Consider the following 19,340-nt stretch of genomic DNA (forward strand, 5'->3'; position numbering starts at 1 on the left):
CCCGGCCGCGCACAGTCGGGGGACACGGTCAGTACATGGAGAGACGGGCAGGACGTCCACCGGAGGCGATCGCCGCTGAGGCCACGCCGCCACTGCGGGCCTTCATCGCCGAGCTGCGCGAGCTGACGCGGCGGGCTGGCTTCCAGAAGCGGGAGCTGCTTGCGACCGCCAGCGGCTACTCCGCTCCGGTCATCAGCAAGGCGTTACGCGGAAAGAGCTGGCCCTCCGAGCAGGTCGTGCGGGCCCTCGTACGCGCCTGTGGCGAGGATGAGGACGCCTGGACGGGGCGCTATTGGGCGGCCCGAGACACGTCCAGCACGGGCGCGTCGGCGCCGCGGCGTCCTGCGGGCACGGAGCAGGTGTGGCGCGTCCCGTCGCCCAGGAACCCGCGCTTCATCGGCCGGGACCGGGAACTGGCCGCGCTACATGCCGGCCTACGTGGCGAGACAGGTTCCCGCCAGGTGCTGTGCGGACTCGGCGGCGTCGGGAAGAGCAGTCTCGCGATCGAGTACGCCTACCGGTACAGCGCCGCCTACGACCTGGTGTGGTGGGTGCCCGCGGAGGACCCAGTGACCTCCACGGCCGCTCTGGCGATCCTCGCCGACGAGATGGAGGTCGCGGTCGTCGGCGACGCCGAACGGTCTGCCCAACGCGCCGTCACCGTTCTCGGCGGCGGGCGGCGGTTTCCCCGCTGGCTGGTCATCCTGGACAATGCTCATCTGCCGGGCGACATCCATGGTCTGCTGGGTGCCGCCGCGCGCGCTCCGGGAGGGCACGTACTGGTCACGTCCCGACGCCGGGACTGGCCGATGGCCACGACGCTGCCCGTCACTGAGCTTCCGACGACAGACGCGGTCCGCCTCCTGCACGCCCAGGCGGGCCTGCTGACCGACGCGGCCGCCAGCCGGATCGCGGACGCGCTGGGCTGCCTGCCGCTGGCGTTGCACCAGGCCGGGACGTGGATCGCGAACACCGGGATCACTCCCGGCGACTACCTGGATCTACTGAGCCGGAACGTCGTCGACATGATGCACCGCGGGGCCCCGCCCGACCAGGTACCCGTCGCCGCGACCTGGACCCTGGCGATCAACGCCGCCGACAACCCCGCGATGGAACGCCTGCTCCAGCTATGGGCATGGTTCGGCTCGGCGCCCATCCCCATCGCCTGGTTCCATCCTGGCGTGGCCAGGCTTCTGCCAGAGCCACTCGCCGAGCTCGCGAAAGACGTCGCCGTGCTGCGGGAACTCGAGGGTCAGATCTTCGTGGCGTCACTGGTGAGCCGCGGCGATGACACGCTCACGATGCACCGCCTCGTACGCGCCGTGCTGCGGGACGCGACTCCCGCGGCGCTACGGCCGGCGATGCGCCGGGCCGTCCACCAACTCCTGGTCGCGGCCCACCACGCCCGGCCGGCCGCCGCGCTACCGGACTGGTCGCACGTCGCCGACCTCTATCCGCATGTGCTCGCGTCCGGCCTAGTGGACAGCGAGGTGACCGGCGCCCGCGACCTCGTCCTGTGGCTGGCCTGGGCGCTGCGCGCCGCTGGCGACAACCCGGACAGCCGCCGGCTCGCCGAGCTGGCGTTCACCCGGTGGACCGCGGCGCTCGGTCCGGCCCACCTCGACACGGCCCTGGCGGCGCTCAACGTCTCCGCGACGCTGTGGGCGCAGGGCGACCACGCCGCGGCCCGAGGCCTCGCCGCCGCGGCCCACACCCACGGCGCCGACGGCGACCGGCGGATCGGCCTGAAGCACCTCGCCCGCCTGCGCGCCGAGTTCGGCGACGACCACCGGCATGTGATCTCCGCGACCGCCAACGTCGCCGCGGTGTGCTGGTACGACGGCGAGTACGACGAGGCCCGCCGCTGGTTCCAGGAAGTACTCGACCACGGCCACCGAGTCCTCGGAGACGCGCACCCCCACACCATCCGCGCCGCCACGTTCCTCGGGTCCGCGATGCTCGCGCAGGGCGACCTGGAGTCCGCCACGCCGCTGCTGACCGAGCTGTACGCCCGCGCCACACGCGTTCTCGGAGAGGCGCACCCCGACACCGCCAGCGTGCGCGCGCTCCTCACCGACAACCGATTCCTGCCAGCGGGCTGACATCTGATGGTCCCTACGCCGCGGACCGCGCCGGTCGTGTCGCTGTTGCCGTGGACGTACAGCGCGTACAGCCGCCCGACCGTCGCTTCCAAGATCGGGTAGTACACAGTGTCGAAGAAGTGCGCCGAACCCTGGTCACGAGAACATCACTTTTGGCGACGGTTCGGTCCGAATTGAGGTGCGACCCGCGGGACCCTAACTGGCCGAGTTTGACTCCTTACCGCTGGTTCCCGTTCCCGTTTCCGTAGCCAGCCCGGCCGTCGGCGCCGCCATTGCGGTGAGGCGGCGGCTGACCAGGCAGTGCGGCTGGCGGTCCGAAGAACTGTCCTTGTCCGAAGCGGCAGCCATTGCGCGCCAATGCGCGTGCCTGCTCGCGGTTCTGGACGCCGGTGGCGACGACCGTGAGACCGAGGTCCTTGGTGAGGGTGAGCAGTGCCCGGCGGAGCAGGTCGGCCCGGTTGGCGCTGCCTGTTAGGCGGCCGGCGAAGGAGCTGTCGAACATGAGTATCTGGATCGGCAGCTCGTCGAGCACCAGAAAGGTGTTCTGGTTCCTGGCGATGCCGTTCAGCGCGAGGCGCAGGCCACGTGTGACGCATGTCCGCAGGCCGCGCGCGGCCTCCTCGTCGAGGCACTCCATGTCCGAAATCTTGAGGACCAAGGCCTGGGCGGGGAGCCGGGAGGCCACCAGCGCCGCCTCGACGTCGGGCAGTAAGTCACCAGCCGGCCTCGCCGCCGAAACGCTGACGCAGACGGCGACGTTCTGCCCTGTCTGCCTTCGGTAGTGGCCGACATCGTGGCAGGCGCGGCCGAGGATCAACTGTTCGAGCTGTGCTCTTAGCCCCGCTCCGGTCGCGACCGCGACCGTCTGCTCTGCCGTGAGCAACCCGAGCGTCGGATGGTGCCAGCACGTTGAAGCCTGGAACGCGACCGTGTGATGGTGGGTCAGATCGACGATCGGCTGATAGAGGACATCGATGACGCCGCCGGCGGGATCGCCCAGCAACAACTGGCACAGCGCGAGTTGCGCCGTCGGCGACCGGCCGTGAGCGAAGATGTCAGGATCGTAGACGACCAGACTGTTTTTCCCCCGCCGCTTGGCTGCGTACATGGCGAGATCTGCCTGCTGGACCAGGTCCTCGGCACTGATCGAGGATCCCGGCACGGTGACTGTCAGGCCAAGGCTCGCGTGAATGGCGCACGGCTGCCCGGCGAGAAAGCACGGTGCCCGGACCACCGCGCCCACCCTCTTGCCGACCGCCTCGGCATCCGCGGCATCGTCCGCCAAAAGAACCGCGAACTCGTCGCCACCGAGACGGGCGACCGTGTCCGAGGGCGGTACGCAATCAAGCAGCCGCCGAGCAGTTATCCTCAGCAATTCGTCCCCGGCCGGATGGCCCAAGGTGTCGTTGACAATCTTGAAGTCATCGAGATCGCAGAAGAGCAGTGCCAGCCGGCCGCGGGCTCGCCGAGCGACCGCGTCTTCCACCCGGTCACCGAACAGCACGCGGTTCGCCAGCCCGGTCAGCGGGTCATGGAGCGCCTGGTGGTGCAGCTGGCGACGGCTCTGCTGAACCCTGTCCAGCAGCTTCTGGTTGTCCGCCAAAGTCAGCATCTGCCGGATCAGTACGAGCAACACGAGCGCGAAGATGCCGTATATTTCGATCGGTTCGACCCGCGCCCCGGTTGACATCTGAAAGCCCGCCAGCACGCCCAGCGCGGACAGCGGAATGTACGGGAGGAATATCCTCACCCAGCGTACGCCGGGTCCGGCCCGCCAGCCAGCCCGCCGGACGCGCCAGGAGGCCCTGCCGTCATCAGGAGCGGATTCGAGACTTAGGGGGGCAGCGGCAACCACAGAGCCAGTCGATGGCCGTGGCGGCGCGATGCAGGCAAGCCCGATCATCACAGTGCCAATGGCATTGGCGGCCTCGAGTTGCAGGGGCTCCGGTTGGCCGCTCGCGATGAAGTAGAGCGACGCGTGCAGAAGTATGGTGATGGAGGCCAGCCCGCCACCGAGCAATGCGAACGAATTCTTCTGGCGGGGGCGCCGGAACGCCGCCACGAGCAGGACGGTGATCAGTAGCAGGAGACATCCGAGGCCGAACGCCAACAGGACCACGAGACTGGCTGGTGCGGGTGCTCGCGCACGCACCAGAGGCTGGAGTACGACCACCCAGCCGAGCAGGCTCAGCGAACCGACGAGGAGCACCGCGTCCATGACGGTGACAGTCCGCCAGTGGGTGCCGCGTTGACCGGCTCTGCGCACCGGCTCGTCCTCTGGGCTGATTGGGTCGGTGGGAAAAGCCAGCAGCGCGACAACGGATGCTGGAATGAACGCCAGATACGCCGGCTCCGTGCCCGACAAGGGTGGCACCGGGTCCTGGCCCGAGAACAACGCCCTGACGGACGTGATGACCAGGCCGACTGCCACCGCTATCCATCCGGCGAGAAGGAGCAGTCGCCAACGTCGCTCGCCGCCCTTCGCTCGCCGTGCCGACCACAGCTCGCACCCACCCTGGAACGCTATAGCGGCCATGCCGCAGGCGCGGACCACCAGGTCAGCGGCGCGCGAGGGAAGGATGAAGGAAGCGAGCATGACTGTGGGAGTGGCTGCCGCCCAGGCATAGACTATTCGGCGGAAAACGGCCGCGCCGCAGTTCGGTGCGTCGCACTCCGTCGCAGCCGCTCGAGTGATCTCCGCGCGCGACATCGTCCTCTCCGCCTGGGATCATTTCCACCCACCCCGGCCTGGATCGTCCTGTAAGCCGGAATGTATCGCCGCGACGAACCTCCCTCCAACCCATCCAGCCGAAAGCGGCGTCATATATGCCCAGAGTGATGGCACGTACATTAGTACGGGTGGACGAGGACCGCCAACGAGCCGAGGAGGCCCGATACGCCCTCCATGCGTTCCTCGTCCGTCCCGGAACCCGCCCATTCATCACATCGCCGAGGCCGACGACCGACCTCGGGCGCGCCTGACGGCCACGCTGATCGACCATCGACGTGACGGCGGCCATCCCTGCCGCCGCCTCCGGAGTCGGTTCAGCCGGGCATCAGGTTGGCGAAACAGCGGCTCGGCTGCCACGTCGAGGACGCTCCCGTCAGCCGCCGATCCGGGCCGACGGGTTCGCATTGATGGTGGCCGGCGCGCGCAGGATCTTCCCGCGGCCCAGCCATGCCGTGTCGGGTTCTCGACTGGCCGCGGGCCCGACACCTAACTATCCGGGCCGGCTCGGCCATGTTGTCGTGAATGCGGCAGAACGCGGGATCGATGATCTCACCCGGCCCTTGGCGAAGCGCCGTCATCGTCCACGCCGGGTCCGGCGGTTTCCGATCGTGACCACCTGAGCCGGGCAAGCTCCAACAGGCGGGCTGGCAGGCACGGTGTCAGTATTCGGCCCGGGGGACGTCGGCCCGGCTCTCCCGGCGGCGTGGCGGGCAGCGACCGGCCCTCGGATCGGGGGCAGCCACACGATGAACAGGCGTCCGACCGCTATCGGCCGGACGACGGCCGGCCAAGCCCGCGGGGACAGGACCACCGATGACGAGACGGCGGTGACCGGGCGAACGGCGCCCGCCGCGCAGCCCACCCTGGCGCGCGTCCTGAGTGGGCGGATGCTGTTGTTCCTCGTGCTCGGTGACGTCCTCGGATCGGGGATCTACGCGCTCACCGGGCAGATCGCCGCCGACGTCGGCGGGATGATCTGGGCACCGTTCCTGATCGCCTTCGCGCTGGCGTTCCTCACCGGGACGGCCTACGCCGAGCTCGTCGGCAAGTACCCCCGGGCGGCCGGAGCAGCGCTCTACGCCAACGAGGCGTTCCGTCGCCCGTTTCTCACCTTCATGGTCGGCTTCACCGTGCTGGCCGCCGGGATCACCTCCACCGCCACGGCCGCCCGGGCCATTGGGGGCAAATACCTGGCGGAGTTCGTGGCGGCCCCGATGGTCGTCGTCGCGGTTGTGTTCATCCTGCTGACCGCGGTCCTCAACGCCCGTGGGATCGAGGAGTCGGCCCGGGTGAACCTCGTGCTCACCGTGATCGAGCTGGCCGGGCTGTTGCTGATCGTCGGGATCGGCGTGCACGCGCTGGCTACCGGAGCGGGTGAACCGGGACGGGCCTTCGAGCTGCGTGCCGAGGGGCCTGCGCCGCTCGCCCTGCTCGCCGGCACGACGCTCGCGTTCTACGCGATGCTCGGCTTCGAGAACTCGGTGAACCTCGTCGAGGAGGCCCGCCGGCCGCGCCGGGACCTACCGCGGGCGCTGTTCGGCGGCATGTTCATCGCCGGCACGGTCTACCTATTCGTCGCGTTCACCTGCGCGATGCTGGTGGATCCCGACATCCTCGCCGGCTCCAGTGCCCCGCTGCTGGAGGTGGTGAAGGCCTCCGACGTGCCGGTGCCGTCGAAGCTGTTCGCCGCGGTCGCGCTGGTCGCGGTCTCCAACACCGCCCTGATGAACATGGTGATGGCCTCCCGTCTCGTCTACGGCATGGCCGCCCAGGGCACGATCCCGACCGTCTTCGCGCGGGTGCTGCCCGGCCGACGCACCCCGCCGGTAGCGATCGGCTTCGTGACGGCCCTGGCGGTGGCGCTGGCCATCACCGGCCAGCTGGCCGGCCTTGCCGATACCACCGTCCTGCTCCTGCTGCTGGTCTTCTTCGTCGTCAACATCAGCGCGCTGGTGCTGCGCCGCGAGCCCGCCCCGCCCGGCGCCTACCGTGCCCCCACCTGGGCCCCGGCACTCGGCGCGCTGTCCTGCGCGGCGTTGGCCACCCCGCTGGTCCACCGCGAGGGCACCGTCTACCTACGCGCCCTCGGCCTGCTCGCGCTCGCCGCCGTCCTCGTCCTTGCCCAGAAAGTCGTCAGCGGCCGGTTCCGCGCGTGTGCCGCCAGCCCGCCATCGCGGTAACGCCTCGCGCGCCGTCCGGCGCTGTGGCCGGACCGCCCCGCCGATGTAGCCGGCTTCCGCAGGCCGCGGACCGCGCGGACCTCGTGGCTGTCCCGTAGCCGGCAGGCCTCGCTGAGTGAGCCGAGCATGCGGTAGGCGACCGCATGCAACCGCGGGCGCTGTCGCTCGAACTGCTCGGCCTGCCAGGTCGCATGGTCCACGAGTTGCCTCCGTCCGATCGAACCCCTCCCAGGCAATGACGAACGCGGCGCGGCCGATGTGACGGGGCTATCCCCGTCGACCACGCCCGCACAGGTGACGAATGTCGCCCGGCGGAACCGCCGGTCACATCTGCCGGGCGGGATCCGACAGACAGGTGACGGCCGGACGCCCGCTGGCGCCAGGTTGCGGGACGACGGCCGCGGACAGGAGGCATCTCCACATGGACTCGATCACCACCGGCCCAAGGGCCGAACACCCGGTCGCGACGCGCCGAGCGTCCGAGCGTGCCCGAGCCACCGTCGCCACGGCGAATGCCAGCGGTTCCGGCGCGAAGACCGACGCCGACGGATCGTTTCTCGCGACCCGACGCGGCAAGCTCACGCTGGCGTTGCTGTGCGCGGTCGCTTTCCTTGACTTCGTCGACGCGTCGATCACCAATGTGGCGCTTCCCGACATCCGGACCGATCTTGGATTCTCGAGGCAGAGCCTGCAGTGGATACCGAGCGGCTACCTGCTGACCTACGGCGGTTTCATGCTGCTGGGTGGCCGGCTCGCTGACCTGCTCGGCCGTCGCCGGGTCCTGGTGACGGGGACGGTCCTGATCGGGATCTCGTCGCTCGTCGGCGGGCTGGCCGGGGATCCCGGGCTCCTGATCGGCGCGCGGCTGGCGCAGGGTCTTGGTGCCGCGATGATGCTGCCGGCGGCGTTGTCGATCCTCACGACGACGTTCCGGGACGGCGCGGACCGGCACAAGGCACTCGGCGTGTGGGGCGGGGTCGGCGGACTCGCGTCCGCGGTCGGAGTGCTGCTCGGTGGGGTGCTGACCGAGGGACCGGGTTGGCGCTGGGTGTTCTTCGTCAACCCGCTGGCCGCCGCGCTGGTGCTCCCGGCCGTCTTCTGGCTGATTCAGCGTGACCGGCGCGATGGCAGGCCGGCGAGCTTCGACATCGGCGGCGGAGTCCTGGTCACCGGCGGGATGCTGCTGCTCGTCTTCGGGCTGGTGAAGGCGCCTGACCAGGGCTGGGGTTCGGCCCGCACGATCGGCGAGCTTGCCGGCGCGGCCGTCCTGCTGATCGCGTTCCTGGCCAACGAGCGGCGTCAGAGCAGCCCGCTGCTACCACTGTCGATCTTCCGGATCAGGGGTCTCGGGGCCGCCGACTTCACCGGCCTGATCGCGTTCGCTGGCCTCATCGCGATGTTCTTCTTCCTTACCCTCTACATGCAGAACGTCCTCGGATACTCGCCGATCAGAACCGGCCTCGCCTATGTCCCGCTCTGCTTCGGCGTCGGCGTCGCGGCCGGCATCTCCGCGCAACTGCTCATCCGGATCGGCACCCGGGCCGTCATCGTCGTCGGTGCCCTGCTCGCTACCGGCGGCCTGTACTACCTGTCCCGGATCCCCGTCGACGGCTCCTACCTGACGGACCTGTTCCCCGGTCTGATGATTGTTTCGTTCGGTCTCGGGGCGGTGTTCGTCGGCGTCACCACGGCCGCGAACGCCGGCGTACCCGCCGACCAGGCGGGGCTGGCCGCCGCACTGCTGAACTCGTCGCAGCAGGTCGGCGCCGCGCTGGGGCTCGCGATCTTCTCCGCGGTCGCTACCTCACGCACGAACCACCTGCTCGGGCAGCATGCGGCCGTGCCGAACGCGCTCACCGCGGGTTTCTTCCACCGCGCACTGCTGACCGGTAGCGCCTTCCTCCTGGCCGCCGGCCTCATCGCGCTGCACAGCCCCAACGCGCACGGCGAAGCCGAGCACCCCGCCGGCTCCGACATGACGCCCGAACCGGCCCGGCTCTGACCCCACCCCGCCCACCCCGGCGTGCCGCCGAAGACGGCCGCCAGGCGTGGGACGCCGGTAACCGACATCGCTGACCAGCTCCTAGGCGGCGCTGCCGCCCGCGACCGACCATAGGTGGACATCATTTTTCCGACGTGTCGATGTGGGACCTGTCGCGGGGCGGGTGAACGTGTCGCAGGGCGTGTGCCATCCGGTCGACGAGGAGCGCCTCCCCGTCAACCATCGACGGCGCGAGGTGGCTGTTGATCTCGAGTGACACCAGGCCATGCAAGGTGCCGAACAGGCCCAACAGGCGGTGCTGGTCGTCGGTGGGCAGCGTGGCGAACTCCACCAGCCGGTCGCCGCATCCCTCCGCCTCCCCGACCGCTAGCAGGAACGGCCGATAGACCGTCTGTTCGGCGGTGACGGTGGGTCCGTCCGGCGGTGCCGCGTAGCCGGGCAGTTGGTCGGTCCAGATCAGGTTGAACTGCCGGGGGTTGGCGACGGCCCAGGCCCGGTACGCCCGGACGCATGCGAGAAGCCGGTCGACGGGCTCGGCGCCCTCGCTGTCGTCGAACGCCTGGTCAACGGCGCCCGCGAGGCTGTGGAAGCTTTCCGTGATCAGCGCGGTGAACAGGTCGTCGAGGCTGCCGAAGTAGGTGTAGAGCGAGGCCGGGTTCATGCCGACCTCGCGGGCGACACCTCGCCACGACACATTGCCCGGGCCGCCTTCGTCGAGCTGACGGCGGGCGACGGCGGTGATCTCCTCGACCAGCTCCCGACGATGCCGGTCCCGTCGGGACTCCGTAGGCATGCGCACGCCGTCGAGACTAGCCGAACAACCTTGATCTTCCGAACAGCCTTGACTTGCCAAACAGCGTTTGGATACGATCTCCAAACAGTGTTCGAAGTTCGAATAGTGATTGGAGAACGTGAAATGGCAGACCTCCTCGACGCGCCCGTCGTCCTGGGCGCGGGTCCCGTCGGCCGGTCGGTCGCGGCTGCGCTGGTGGCCCGCGGGATCCGCCCGCGCGTCGTCACCAGGTCAGGAACCACGATCGACGGGACCCAACCCTGTCGGGCCGATGTGGCCGACCCCGACGGCACCCGTGCCGCGGTCGGCCACGCCACCGTGGTGTTCCAGTGCGCCCAACCGCCCTACCACCGGTGGCGGAAGGAGTTCCCGGACATCCAGCGATCCGTCGTCCGCGCCTGCGAGGCGCGTGGCGCGGCGCTCGTCGCGATCGAGAACCTCTACGGGTACGGGCCCGTGTCCGTGCCCATGACCGAGGACCTTCCGATGAAGCCGACCACCCGGAAGGGTGCGGTGCGCGCCGCCATGTGGGCTGAGCTGCAAGACGCCCACCAGTCCGGTCGGGTCCGCGTCGCGGCCGTTCGGGCCAGCGACTTCTTCGGTGCCGGGGTTCGAGCCTCGGCGTTCGGCGAACGATTCTTCGCCCCACTCGTATCCGGCGGGAAGGCCCAGATCCTGGGGTCGCCCCAGGCTCGGCACGCGATCACCTACGTGCCCGACCTCGCCGAGGCGGCAGTGCGCGTGGCCGAGGATCCCTCAGCCTGGGGGCGAGCCTGGCACGCGCCGACCGCTCCAGGGATCACTCAGCTCGCCCTCGTCGAGGCCGCCGCCCGCGCCGCCGGCGTACCGCCCGCCTTCGTCGCGGTGAAGCCGTGGCAGCTTCGCCTCGTGGGCGCCTTCAACGCCGGCGCCCGGGAGACGGTGGAGATGCTCTACGAGTTCGAGAGGGACTTCGTCGTGGACTCGTCGGCCTTGGAGATCCGCTTCGGCCAGCCGCCGACGCCGCTGGACCGCGCGCTCGCCGAAACAGTCGCCTGGTACCGGCGGGCGGAGGCCTGACACCAAGACCCGTCTGTCCGGCAGTTCCGTCATGCATGTCGGCCGCCACGTACGGCCCCGTCAAGACGAATCCCTCCAGGAGATACCCCCGATGCTCACCGCAGGCCCAGCCCTCGAAGTTCCGTCGACACGACGCATGCAAGGCCTGACCACGATCATCGAAAGCCTGCTCATCTTCGTTCCACTGCTCGTCCTCGGCACGGCCATTGGCTGGCCCGGCTCGCTCGGTGACCCGGCGGACGTCGCGCTGCCCCGGCTCCTCGAACACGAGGTCGCCACCAGGTCGGGCTACCTCGCCTACCTGGCGTACAGCGTTGCCTTCTTCCCGGTTGCGGTGAGCATCTCGATGTGGCGCCGAGAAGGACCCGCCACGCTTGCCCTCGGGATCGCGGTCGGTGCCGCGGCGGTATCCGCCCTCGCTCGAGCCATCGGCATCACGCGGTGGCTATCCGCCGCGTTCCCGCTCGCCGAGCAGTGGCAGGAGACCACGTCCGCGACCTCGCGCGAGGCCCTCGCCATCCAGTTCGACACCCTCAACAACTTCGGCGGCGCCATCGGCGAGACCCTCGGGGTCAGCGTCTTCGCCGCCGTCTGGCTGGGCGCGACGGTCGCCCGGCCGGGACTTCCCCGGTGGGCACGCGTCACCGGCGCGCTGGTGCTCGTCCCGCTCACCGCACCAGCGATCGAGCTCGCCGGCGTCGACGCGGGCATCCTGGTGTCGCTGTCCAGCGCCGCAATCACGATCTGGCTGCTCGCTGTCGGAATCGCGATGATGCGAGACCGCCCCGTCGGCCGTCCCGTCCCCAGCACGGCGACCGAGGTGCCTGTCGTTTCCGGATAGCACGACGGCTAGTAAACGATGTCGCAGCAATGTGCCGAACCCTGGTCAATCCGCCTGCCGACAGCAGACGGAAAGCCCCGAAAATCGAACCCCGGTCACGGGCATGTCACTTTCCGCGATGGTCGGGGGATCGGCGCGGAGGGCCACCACACAGGCCGCCCGCCACCACATCAGGCTCGCGGCTTAGGCTTGATCGCAGACGAGCCCGCAATCGCGAACAGTTCGCGGTCTCGGCCTGGGCCAGGTAGTTTGATGACTGGCGTCCGTCCGCGCCCAACCTCCAGCGATCCGCCCCAGCCGGGTCACCTCAGGAGGCAAAGGGGGGTCTGCTCCTCGGCCGGGCTGACGCGTTGTCGATCGTGTGCCCGTCGTGCCGGTCGCTGGGGGATCCGCGGACGGGCCGCGGGAGACGGCGATGACCAGGCAGAGTGACTTCAAGCAGCGGGTGCGCGCCCGCATGGCCAAGACCGGCGAGTCGTATGCGACTGCTCGGGGCCAAGTCCTCGCCGAACGGCCTGACACCGCGGCTGTCGCTCGCGATGACGGCTGGATGCGTGCGGCGTTGCACGTGAGCAACGGGGATTGCACGGATCTGCCCGGGACCGGGCTGGCCGAGCGCGTGCTGTTCTGGCGCGATGTGCTCCATGAGGGGCCGGTGCCCGCGGTGGGGCCGCGGGAGCTGCGTCAGGTCAGATCCGCTTTCCTCCTCGAGGCGGGCTGCGACGACCGGGACGAGGGCCCCGACATGTTCGCCGAGCGGGACCGGGTCCTCGCGGACAACCGCGACGGTGAGTATGTGCTGTGGTTCGAGGCGGATCTGTACGACCAGCTTCAAATCATCCAGATTCTCGACCGTCTCGCCGGCCTCGGCGTGCCGGCGCGGCGCGTCACGTTGATCTGTATCGGCGAGCATGCCGGTATCGCGCGGTTTGGCGGTCTCGGCGAGCTGACGGCGGCGCAGCTGCGCGAGCTGCCCACCACCAACGCGTGCATCCGGCTGACCAACGAGGCGCTGCGGCTCGCCACCCGCGCCTGGGCCGCGTTCCGGGCGACGGTCCCAGACGGCCTGCGCACGATCGCCGACAGCCGCTCCGGTGAGCTGCGTTTCCTGGGCGAGGCGTTCGACCGTCTCAGCCGGGAGTATCCGGCCGCCCGAGACGGGCTGTCGCTGACCGAGCGGCGGATCCTGGCGGCTGTCGCCGACGGCGCGTCCAACGCCGAGACCGCGTTCGTGCGGGCCGCGGCGCGCGAGACGCGCCCATATCTCGGCGACACCTGGTGCTTCGCGATGATCAACCGGATGGCACGCGCCTCCGCCCCGCTGCTCGACCTCCAGCCGACGGACCGCCCGGTCGGCCGCGGCACCGGTCTGCGCCTGACCGATACCGGCGCACGAGTGCTCGCCGGCGCGGCCGACCACGTGACGCTCAACGGCATCGACCGCTGGATCGGTGGGGTGCACCTACAAGGCAGGCGCGTGCCGTGGCGCTGGGACGACGGCACCGAGACCACCGTCCTCACCGCCGAGGACACACGGCCACCCCACACCACCCCTTGACCAGTTCGCCCGTCGTCCCCGTGCGGGCTCTGATCGACGGCCCTCGCCCACTCCCCGACGCGGTCCCCGCCTGCGCAACAGGCCAAAGGCCGCCTCACGGGCTGGCACAGCCGCGACCTAGGGCACCAGGCTGGCGGCGGTGATGGCGCCGAGTTCCCAGCAGGCCTCGCGGGCCGCGCTGTCCGGAGTGCCAGTCACGGTGACCGGATCGCGCAGGCGCTTCCAGCGCAGACCGGTCGCGATCGACTCAACCGAACGCACCGCGCCCGTCGTGTCGCTGCTGCCGTGGACGTACAACGCGTACGGCCGCCCGACCGTCGCTTCCAGGATCGGGTAGTACACGGTGTCGCAGAAATGTCGCGAAGGCTGGTCACGAGGCGGGCACTTTAAGTAACAAGCCGGTCGGGATAGCGTCACGCCGTCCGATGTTCGTCAGATCCCTTCGTAGAGAGCGGCAGGGCCGATGAGCAGGATGTCCGGCGACTCTTCCGTGGCTCTGGTTAGTTGTTCGCTGAAACCCGCCGCGCTGAAGCAGGCAAGTCTGGCTGTGGCCGCGCCCGGCCGACCCTGAGTGTCGAGGAGGTCGCGGATCCGCCTGAGCCGGTCGAGGTGCGCGAGGCCCATTGCGTCACCCCACTTCGCCTCACCGATCATGAACAGACGCTCCTGCTCCTGGTCGTCGTCGTAGCCGAAGGCGACGACGTCGAGTTGATGGCTGGCGCGTGCGGTCGGATCGTTGACGACGCCCGACAAAACCCGACTGATGAGGGTGGAGCCGAAGCGTTCTGGCGCGGCGTGGTGGGCGGTCCAGTGGCGGCATACCTGCTCGAAGTGCGGCCCGAGGACGTTGCCGACGAACCGGCGCTGGCCGATCTTCCAGAGTTGGGCGAGCCGGCGGCCGCCTCGCGCATGTTCCAGGTCGGACCACATTGGTCGCATCACGGCGTGGTAGAAGGTCACGAGCGGTTCGGCGATGCGGAACTGGGTGCGGTTGTCGCGAAAGGCGTCAGGCTCCCGGGTGATGAGTCCGCAGTCAGCAAGGACGGTGAGCGGGTGGGCGAGGTCGCCCGACCTCCGGCCGAGGTAGGACGCGATCCCGCCACGTGATGCGTTACCCTCGGCGATCGCCGCGAGAACCGAGTGGTAGAGCGCCGTGTCGCGCAGGTCGGGTTCGTCGGCGAGCAGGTAGCGGCCTTCGCGGAAGAGCGCGCTGGTCGGCGAGAGCACAGTACGGGTAACCCAGGCATCGAAGTCGTCGGGGCCGGACGGAGTGTCGTCGCGGGCGAACTCACGGCGGTAGGCTGGGGTGCCGCCGACGATCGCGTTCACCTTCAGCGCGGTGACGGGGTCGTCGATGCCCCAGAACTGGGCCGCGAGCCGATGGTCCAGGGTCGGGACGACGAGCTCCAGACCGGCTCGACCGCGCAACGGCGCGCTGCCCGCGAGCAGGCCACCCATGAACGACATCGCCGACCCGCACAGCAACAGACGCGTCCGGCTGTCGTCCCGCTGCGCGCGCCGTGGCGCCAGCACGTTCTGGATGATCGACGGCAGTCGTGGGTTCGCCCGGACAAGGTAGGGAAACTCGTCGATCACCACTGGCATGGCACGCTCGCGGCCCAGCGCGAGCAGCGCGTCGAACACCGGGTACCAGTCGTCGAACACCAAGGGCGCTGGCGCGCCCAGCCGGTCGGCCAGCGCCATGCCGATCCGACGCAACGACTCGCCGTCCGTAGCCTCGTCCGCCCCGAAGAAGAACCCGCCAGTGGCCTCGCACAGCGCGCGGAGCAGGAACGTCTTGCCCTGCCGACGCCGGCCGGACACGACTCCCAGCGTCGCGCCAGCCGTGGTGTCCGCCGCGAACCGCGTCAACGCGTCCCACTCAAACTCCCGGTCGAACATGTCCGCCGGCCGCTCCAGCGTAGCCAACCAGCCACCCCATCCCAAGAGTCAGAAGTACAGTTATCATAACCATACTTATGGAACTGGCGTGGCGTCAGCTGGCCAGCCGCACGGCGGGCACCCGCCGCGCAGCCGCGAACACCAAGTCCCCCCGCGTGCTCAGGCGCACCATCTAGCGATCGCGGCGAGGCGTGCGCTGGAACGGCTGTCGGTTTTCCGAGTCTTAGTCGGTCATCAGGGACGCGGCGACCGTGGCGCCGAGTTCCCAGCAGGCCTCGCGGGCCGCCGCCTCAAGATCGCCGACGATCGACAGCGGTTCGCGCGGGCGCTTCCACTTCAGGCCGGTGACGATGGTCTCGACGCCGCGGACCGCGCCAGTCGTGTCGCTGTTGCCGTGGACATACAGGGCGTACGGCCGGCCGACCGTTGCGTCCAGGACCGGATAGTAGATCTGGTCGCAGAACTTGCGGAAAGTCAGATGCGTCGAGTGGCTACGTAGCGTGTCATCGCCCTTGATCCCTTCGCCCGCCCCTGGCATGACCTCCCCCGCCACTCGCCTCGTCGATGACCGCCGCAAGGCCCAGCCGACCCTGTCCCTGGTGTTGCCGCTGTCAGCCGAGTCCGGCTCCCCCATTTGACGCACAACTAGTTATGCGCATAACGTTATGCGCATAACTAGTTCTCGCAAGGAGAGACCGTGGACTTCGAGCACGCCGACGCCATCAACCAGGCCATCCGCCTCCTGAGCTTGCGCCACCGGGCCAGGGCCGCGGCCCTGCTGGCCCCGCTCGGCCTGCACCCCGGACAGGAGGCGCTCCTGCTTGAACTCGCCAGGACCGGCCCGATGATCCAGGCACAACTCAGCGAGGCCCTCGGTTGCGAGCCACCCAGCGTCACACTCATGACCCGCAAGCTCGAAGCCTCCGGCCACATCCGCCGCAAACCCGCCCCGTCCGACAAGCGCGCCAGCATCGTCGAACTCACCGGCAGCGGCAAGGCGGTAGCCGACCAGGTCAAGGACCTGTGGTGCACTCTCGCGCAGGAGACCGTGACCGGCCTGCCCGCCGAAACGGTGACGGAACTACCCGGCATCCTCAACACCTTGACCGGAAACGTGGACACCAGGCACCCCGATCACCCACACGGCCGCCGGCACGGTCCGGTCGCGCAATCGCGACGGGCCGGGCGCATGGATCAGGGCAAGCCGATGACTGGCGACTACGAACCGAGCGGGTTGGGGTTTGTGCGCGAGTATGTCGAGCAGATCATACGCACCGGCACGACCGACGGCGTCACGATGAAAGACCGGCCCATGGTGCTGATGACCTACCGGGGCGCCAAAACCGGCAAGGTTCGCAAGACGCCGGTGATGCGTGTCGAGCACGAGAGCCGCTACGCGGCTGTCGCGTCCAACGGCGCCCAACCGACCAACCCGCAGTGGTACCCGAGCCTGCTCGCCGAACCGATCATCGAGCTCCAGGACCGCACGGTGACGCGCCAGTACCGGGCGCGCGAGGTGTTCGGGGACGAGAAGGCTCTCTGGTGGCGCCGGGCCGTGGACGCGTTCCCGGACTACGCCGACTACCAGCGCAAGATCGACCGCCAGATCCCGGTCTTCGTAATCGAACCGGTCAGCGGGGGCACACCGGCCGATGACGGCACCGAGGGATAGCGCCGCTCACCTACGACGAGCTCAATCGGAGAAAGTCATGACCTGCGAATGAAGATCTTTTAGGCGGTTGACGGTGGTGCGTGGTCGTCGGCCGTTTGACGAGTTTCCCGTTCTCGAAGCGGAGGCCGGCGCCAGCGAGCGCGACGAGGTGTGGTGCGTTCACGGCCGCCAGCGTGATTGCTCAGTAGATCTGATCGCAGAAGTAACATCAACAAGGGTGCTTAATGGCAGGGCAGGGCGGCGGGCAGCTGCCCGGTGAAGAAGGCTCCGGGAGAGACTCCCATCATGCGGCGGAACTCGGCGGTCATGTGGGACTGATCGTAGTAGCCTGCTTCGGCGGCGAGTTGGGTGAGGGACTGCTGGCTCGCGCCCGCGAGCACATGTCGCGTCCGCGCGATGCGGGCCACATGTTTAGGTGGAATGCCAACGGCTTCCGTGAAGAGATTGCGCAGGTGTCGCTCGCTGACGTTTAGGCTCCGGGCTGTCGTCCGAACCCGCGATCCAGGGCTGGTCAGGGAGGTCAGGGCGATGGTCGCGCTGCGCACGAGTTCAGCACGAGCCAGGTCGTGGGGCGACCGAGTCCGCACCTGGTCTATCAGCGTGGCCGCGAGTAGTCCGACGACTTCGGTGGGATCTGACCCGACCTTGGACAGGTCATCGGCGAGCCGATCACCCGCCACACCCCACAGGTCGCTCAGCGGGACGACCCGGTCGACGAGTCCGCGCAGGGGAACGCCTAGCAACGACTGAGCCCGGCCGGCTGCATTCGCATCTTGACGCAGAACGGCACCCGGCTCACCTCGAAATATTCGGCGTGAGTACGAGGCCCCATGACCACGAGTTCAGTGCGATCGCTGGTCGTACGTACGACCAGCGCCGTCGCGGCGTCCGGAGCCTCGGCGCGGACGGGGTGCGCAGGTGCGCCGCTGGACGCGGCGGCACTCAGCTGCGAGATCCATGGCCGCAGCACGACAGGCAGCGGGGTGACGCGTTCGGAGTCGTCATTCACCACCGGCCCCACGATAGAAGCCTGTCCGTGGTGAGCGACCGCGGTGCCCGTGCCGACAGGGCGTGCCGAAACGTCCTATCCGCCGCGGTATGCCACTGGCACCGTTGCCCACATGATCCTTGTCACCGGTGCCACCGGCACCGTCGGTCGCGCGGTCGTCCGGCTTCTGGTCACCCGTGGCGCGGCGGTCCGCGTGATGACGCGCAACCCCGCGAGCGTTCCCGCCTCGCTGGGTGTGGACATCGCACAGGCCGACTTCGACAACACCGCGTCGCTTCGCGCGGCGGTCGCCGGCGTCGAAAGCGTGTTCCTGCTGACCGTGCCAGCATCACCCTCGCCCCACCACGACGTGGCCCTGCTCGAAGCCGCCGTCGCGGCCGGCGTAAGCAGAGTGGTGAAACTCTCAGCCATCGGGACCGGCGAGATTGACGACCACAACAGGACAGTGGGCGCCTGGCACCAGCAGGCGGAGCGGGCTGTGCACACCAGTGGCGCCGCCTGGACAGTGCTGCGGCCGTCCGCTTTCGCGTCGAACACCCTGTACTGGGCCCCAGCGATCAGATCTGGAAGCCCGGTGCGTAACCTGACGGAAAACGGCAGGCAGGGCGTCATCGACCCACGCGACGTGGCCGCGGTCGCCGTCGAAGCCCTGATCTCCTCCGCGCATGAGGGCCAGACCTACACCCTGACAGGCCCGGACCTGCTGGCCGTGCCCGACCAGGCCGCCCAGCTCGAAAGGCTGCTCGGCAGCCCAGTCACCACCATCGACGTGCCGCTCGACGCGGCACGCAACGAGATGATCGCCTCCGGACTGGACAGCTCCGTCGTCGACGTCATCGTCACCGGTTCCGGGTGGACGCGGGCGGGACACAACGCAGTCCTCACCGAGGACGTGCCCCGGCTCCTCGGACGCCCCGCCACCAGCTTCGAGGCCTGGGCACTCGACCACCTCGGCACCTTTACGCAAAGACGATCAAAATGATCCGGAAAATCGGAGTCATACCCGCGCGGTCGACCTTCACTGGGCGGCCATCAGACTGGCGGCGGCGATGGCCCCGAGTTCCCAACAGGCCTCGCGGGCCGCGGTGTCCGGGGTGCCGATCACGGTGACCGGGTCGCGCAGGCGCTTCCAACGAAGACCGGTCGCGATCGACTCGACCGAACGCACCGCGCCCGTCGTGTCGCTGCCACCATGGACGTACAGCGCGTACGGCCGCCCGACCGTCGCTTCCAAGATCGGGTAGTACACAGTGTCGAAGAAGTGCTTGAGCGCGCCGCTCATGTAGCCGATGTTGGCGGGAGTACCGAGCAGGTAGCCGTCGGCCGCGAGCACATCGACGACGGTCGCGGACAACGCCGGCTTGACGACGACGTCCACGCCCTCAATTGCATCGTCACCCGCGCCCGACAGCACTGCCTCCAGCATCGCCTGCATCGTCGGCGACGGCGTGTGATGGACGATCAGGAGGGTCGGCACCGCGACCATGCTAT

The 19,340-nt window shown here is 69.2% G+C and carries 15 protein-coding genes and 2 pseudogenes; 8 read left to right on the forward strand and 9 right to left on the reverse strand.

Going from position 1 to position 19,340, the window contains the following annotated elements:
• Positions 1-35 precede the first annotated feature (35 nt).
• Positions 36-2,102, forward strand: coding sequence for an FxSxx-COOH system tetratricopeptide repeat protein (gene fxsT, locus QOZ89_RS15580; RefSeq protein ID WP_071052646.1), 2,067 nt, complete (start codon positions 36-38; stop codon positions 2,100-2,102).
• Between the two features lie 5 nt (positions 2,103-2,107).
• Here the strand turns inward: fxsT and QOZ89_RS15585 are convergent.
• A pseudogene (locus tag QOZ89_RS15585) lies at positions 2,108-2,224 on the reverse strand (flavodoxin); the annotation flags it as partial.
• 95 nt (positions 2,225-2,319) lie between these two features.
• Positions 2,320-4,812 carry a diguanylate cyclase domain-containing protein gene (locus tag QOZ89_RS15590; protein WP_083419652.1) on the reverse strand — a complete coding sequence of 831 codons (2,493 nt, stop codon included), beginning with the start codon at positions 4,810-4,812 and terminating at the stop codon, positions 2,320-2,322.
• An 848-nt stretch (positions 4,813-5,660) separates the two neighbouring features.
• Between QOZ89_RS15590 and QOZ89_RS15595 the strand changes: the two genes are divergently transcribed.
• Positions 5,661-7,013, forward strand: coding sequence for an APC family permease (locus tag QOZ89_RS15595; protein ID WP_071054825.1), 1,353 nt, complete (start codon positions 5,661-5,663; stop codon positions 7,011-7,013).
• A gap of 421 nt (positions 7,014-7,434) precedes the next feature.
• Complete coding sequence (locus tag QOZ89_RS15600; RefSeq protein ID WP_083420160.1) at positions 7,435-9,015, forward strand: MFS transporter; 1,581 nt, start codon at positions 7,435-7,437, stop codon at positions 9,013-9,015.
• 121 nt (positions 9,016-9,136) lie between these two features.
• Here QOZ89_RS15600 and QOZ89_RS15605 read toward each other — a convergent pair whose 3' ends face one another.
• Complete coding sequence (locus QOZ89_RS15605; protein ID WP_071054827.1) at positions 9,137-9,808, reverse strand: TetR/AcrR family transcriptional regulator; 672 nt, start codon at positions 9,806-9,808, stop codon at positions 9,137-9,139.
• A 123-nt stretch (positions 9,809-9,931) separates the two neighbouring features.
• Between QOZ89_RS15605 and QOZ89_RS15610 the strand changes: the two genes are divergently transcribed.
• The 3 genes from QOZ89_RS15610 (at position 9,932) to QOZ89_RS15620 (ending at position 13,266) form a co-directional block, all read left to right on the forward strand.
• Positions 9,932-10,867, forward strand: coding sequence for an NAD-dependent epimerase/dehydratase family protein (locus tag QOZ89_RS15610; protein WP_071054829.1), 936 nt, complete (start codon positions 9,932-9,934; stop codon positions 10,865-10,867).
• A 136-nt stretch (positions 10,868-11,003) separates the two neighbouring features.
• Positions 11,004-11,708 (forward strand): DUF4386 family protein, encoded by a 705-nt coding sequence (locus QOZ89_RS15615; protein WP_071054831.1) that lies wholly within the window; start codon positions 11,004-11,006, stop codon positions 11,706-11,708.
• Positions 11,709-12,123: 415 nt separating this feature from the next.
• Positions 12,124-13,266, forward strand: coding sequence for a hypothetical protein (locus QOZ89_RS15620; protein ID WP_198543656.1), 1,143 nt, complete (start codon positions 12,124-12,126; stop codon positions 13,264-13,266).
• A 117-nt stretch (positions 13,267-13,383) separates the two neighbouring features.
• On the opposite strand, the pseudogene QOZ89_RS15625 reads toward QOZ89_RS15620, so the two are convergent.
• The 3 genes and pseudogenes from QOZ89_RS15625 to QOZ89_RS15635 all read right to left on the reverse strand — a co-directional run.
• A pseudogene (locus QOZ89_RS15625) lies at positions 13,384-13,626 on the reverse strand (flavodoxin); the annotation flags it as partial.
• A 72-nt stretch (positions 13,627-13,698) separates the two neighbouring features.
• Positions 13,699-15,195 carry an AAA family ATPase gene (locus tag QOZ89_RS15630; protein ID WP_116271867.1) on the reverse strand — a complete coding sequence of 499 codons (1,497 nt, stop codon included), beginning with the start codon at positions 15,193-15,195 and terminating at the stop codon, positions 13,699-13,701.
• A 196-nt stretch (positions 15,196-15,391) separates the two neighbouring features.
• The gene (locus QOZ89_RS15635; protein WP_241842466.1) at positions 15,392-15,706 is read right to left on the reverse strand and encodes a flavodoxin; all 315 of its coding nucleotides are present in this window, start codon (positions 15,704-15,706) and stop codon (positions 15,392-15,394) included.
• Positions 15,707-15,865: 159 nt separating this feature from the next.
• On the opposite strand from QOZ89_RS15635, the gene QOZ89_RS48265 reads away from it, so the two are divergent.
• The gene (locus tag QOZ89_RS48265) at positions 15,866-16,840 is read left to right on the forward strand and encodes a nitroreductase/quinone reductase family protein (protein WP_312624116.1); all 975 of its coding nucleotides are present in this window, start codon (positions 15,866-15,868) and stop codon (positions 16,838-16,840) included.
• A gap of 221 nt (positions 16,841-17,061) precedes the next feature.
• Here the strand turns inward: QOZ89_RS48265 and QOZ89_RS15645 are convergent, their stop codons facing one another.
• Both QOZ89_RS15645 and QOZ89_RS15650 read right to left on the reverse strand, forming a co-directional pair.
• Positions 17,062-17,520, reverse strand: coding sequence for a helix-turn-helix domain-containing protein (locus QOZ89_RS15645; protein ID WP_312624117.1), 459 nt, complete (start codon positions 17,518-17,520; stop codon positions 17,062-17,064).
• Positions 17,521-17,576: 56 nt separating this feature from the next.
• Entirely contained in the window at positions 17,577-17,852 is a 276-nt protein-coding gene (locus QOZ89_RS15650) for a hypothetical protein (RefSeq protein ID WP_312624118.1), read from the reverse strand.
• A 109-nt stretch (positions 17,853-17,961) separates the two neighbouring features.
• Here QOZ89_RS15650 and QOZ89_RS15655 point away from each other — a divergent pair, with 109 nt between their 5' ends.
• Complete coding sequence (locus tag QOZ89_RS15655) at positions 17,962-18,831, forward strand: NAD(P)H-binding protein (RefSeq protein WP_071054834.1); 870 nt, start codon at positions 17,962-17,964, stop codon at positions 18,829-18,831.
• Positions 18,832-18,867: 36 nt separating this feature from the next.
• Here the strand turns inward: QOZ89_RS15655 and QOZ89_RS15660 are convergent, their stop codons facing one another.
• Complete coding sequence (locus QOZ89_RS15660; RefSeq protein WP_071054836.1) at positions 18,868-19,335, reverse strand: flavodoxin family protein; 468 nt, start codon at positions 19,333-19,335, stop codon at positions 18,868-18,870.
• Positions 19,336-19,340: the final 5 nt, after the last annotated feature.

It is taken from the genome of Pseudofrankia coriaricola, from assembly GCF_032027725.1.
Classification (GTDB): Bacteria; Actinomycetota; Actinomycetes; order Frankiales; family Frankiaceae; genus Pseudofrankia.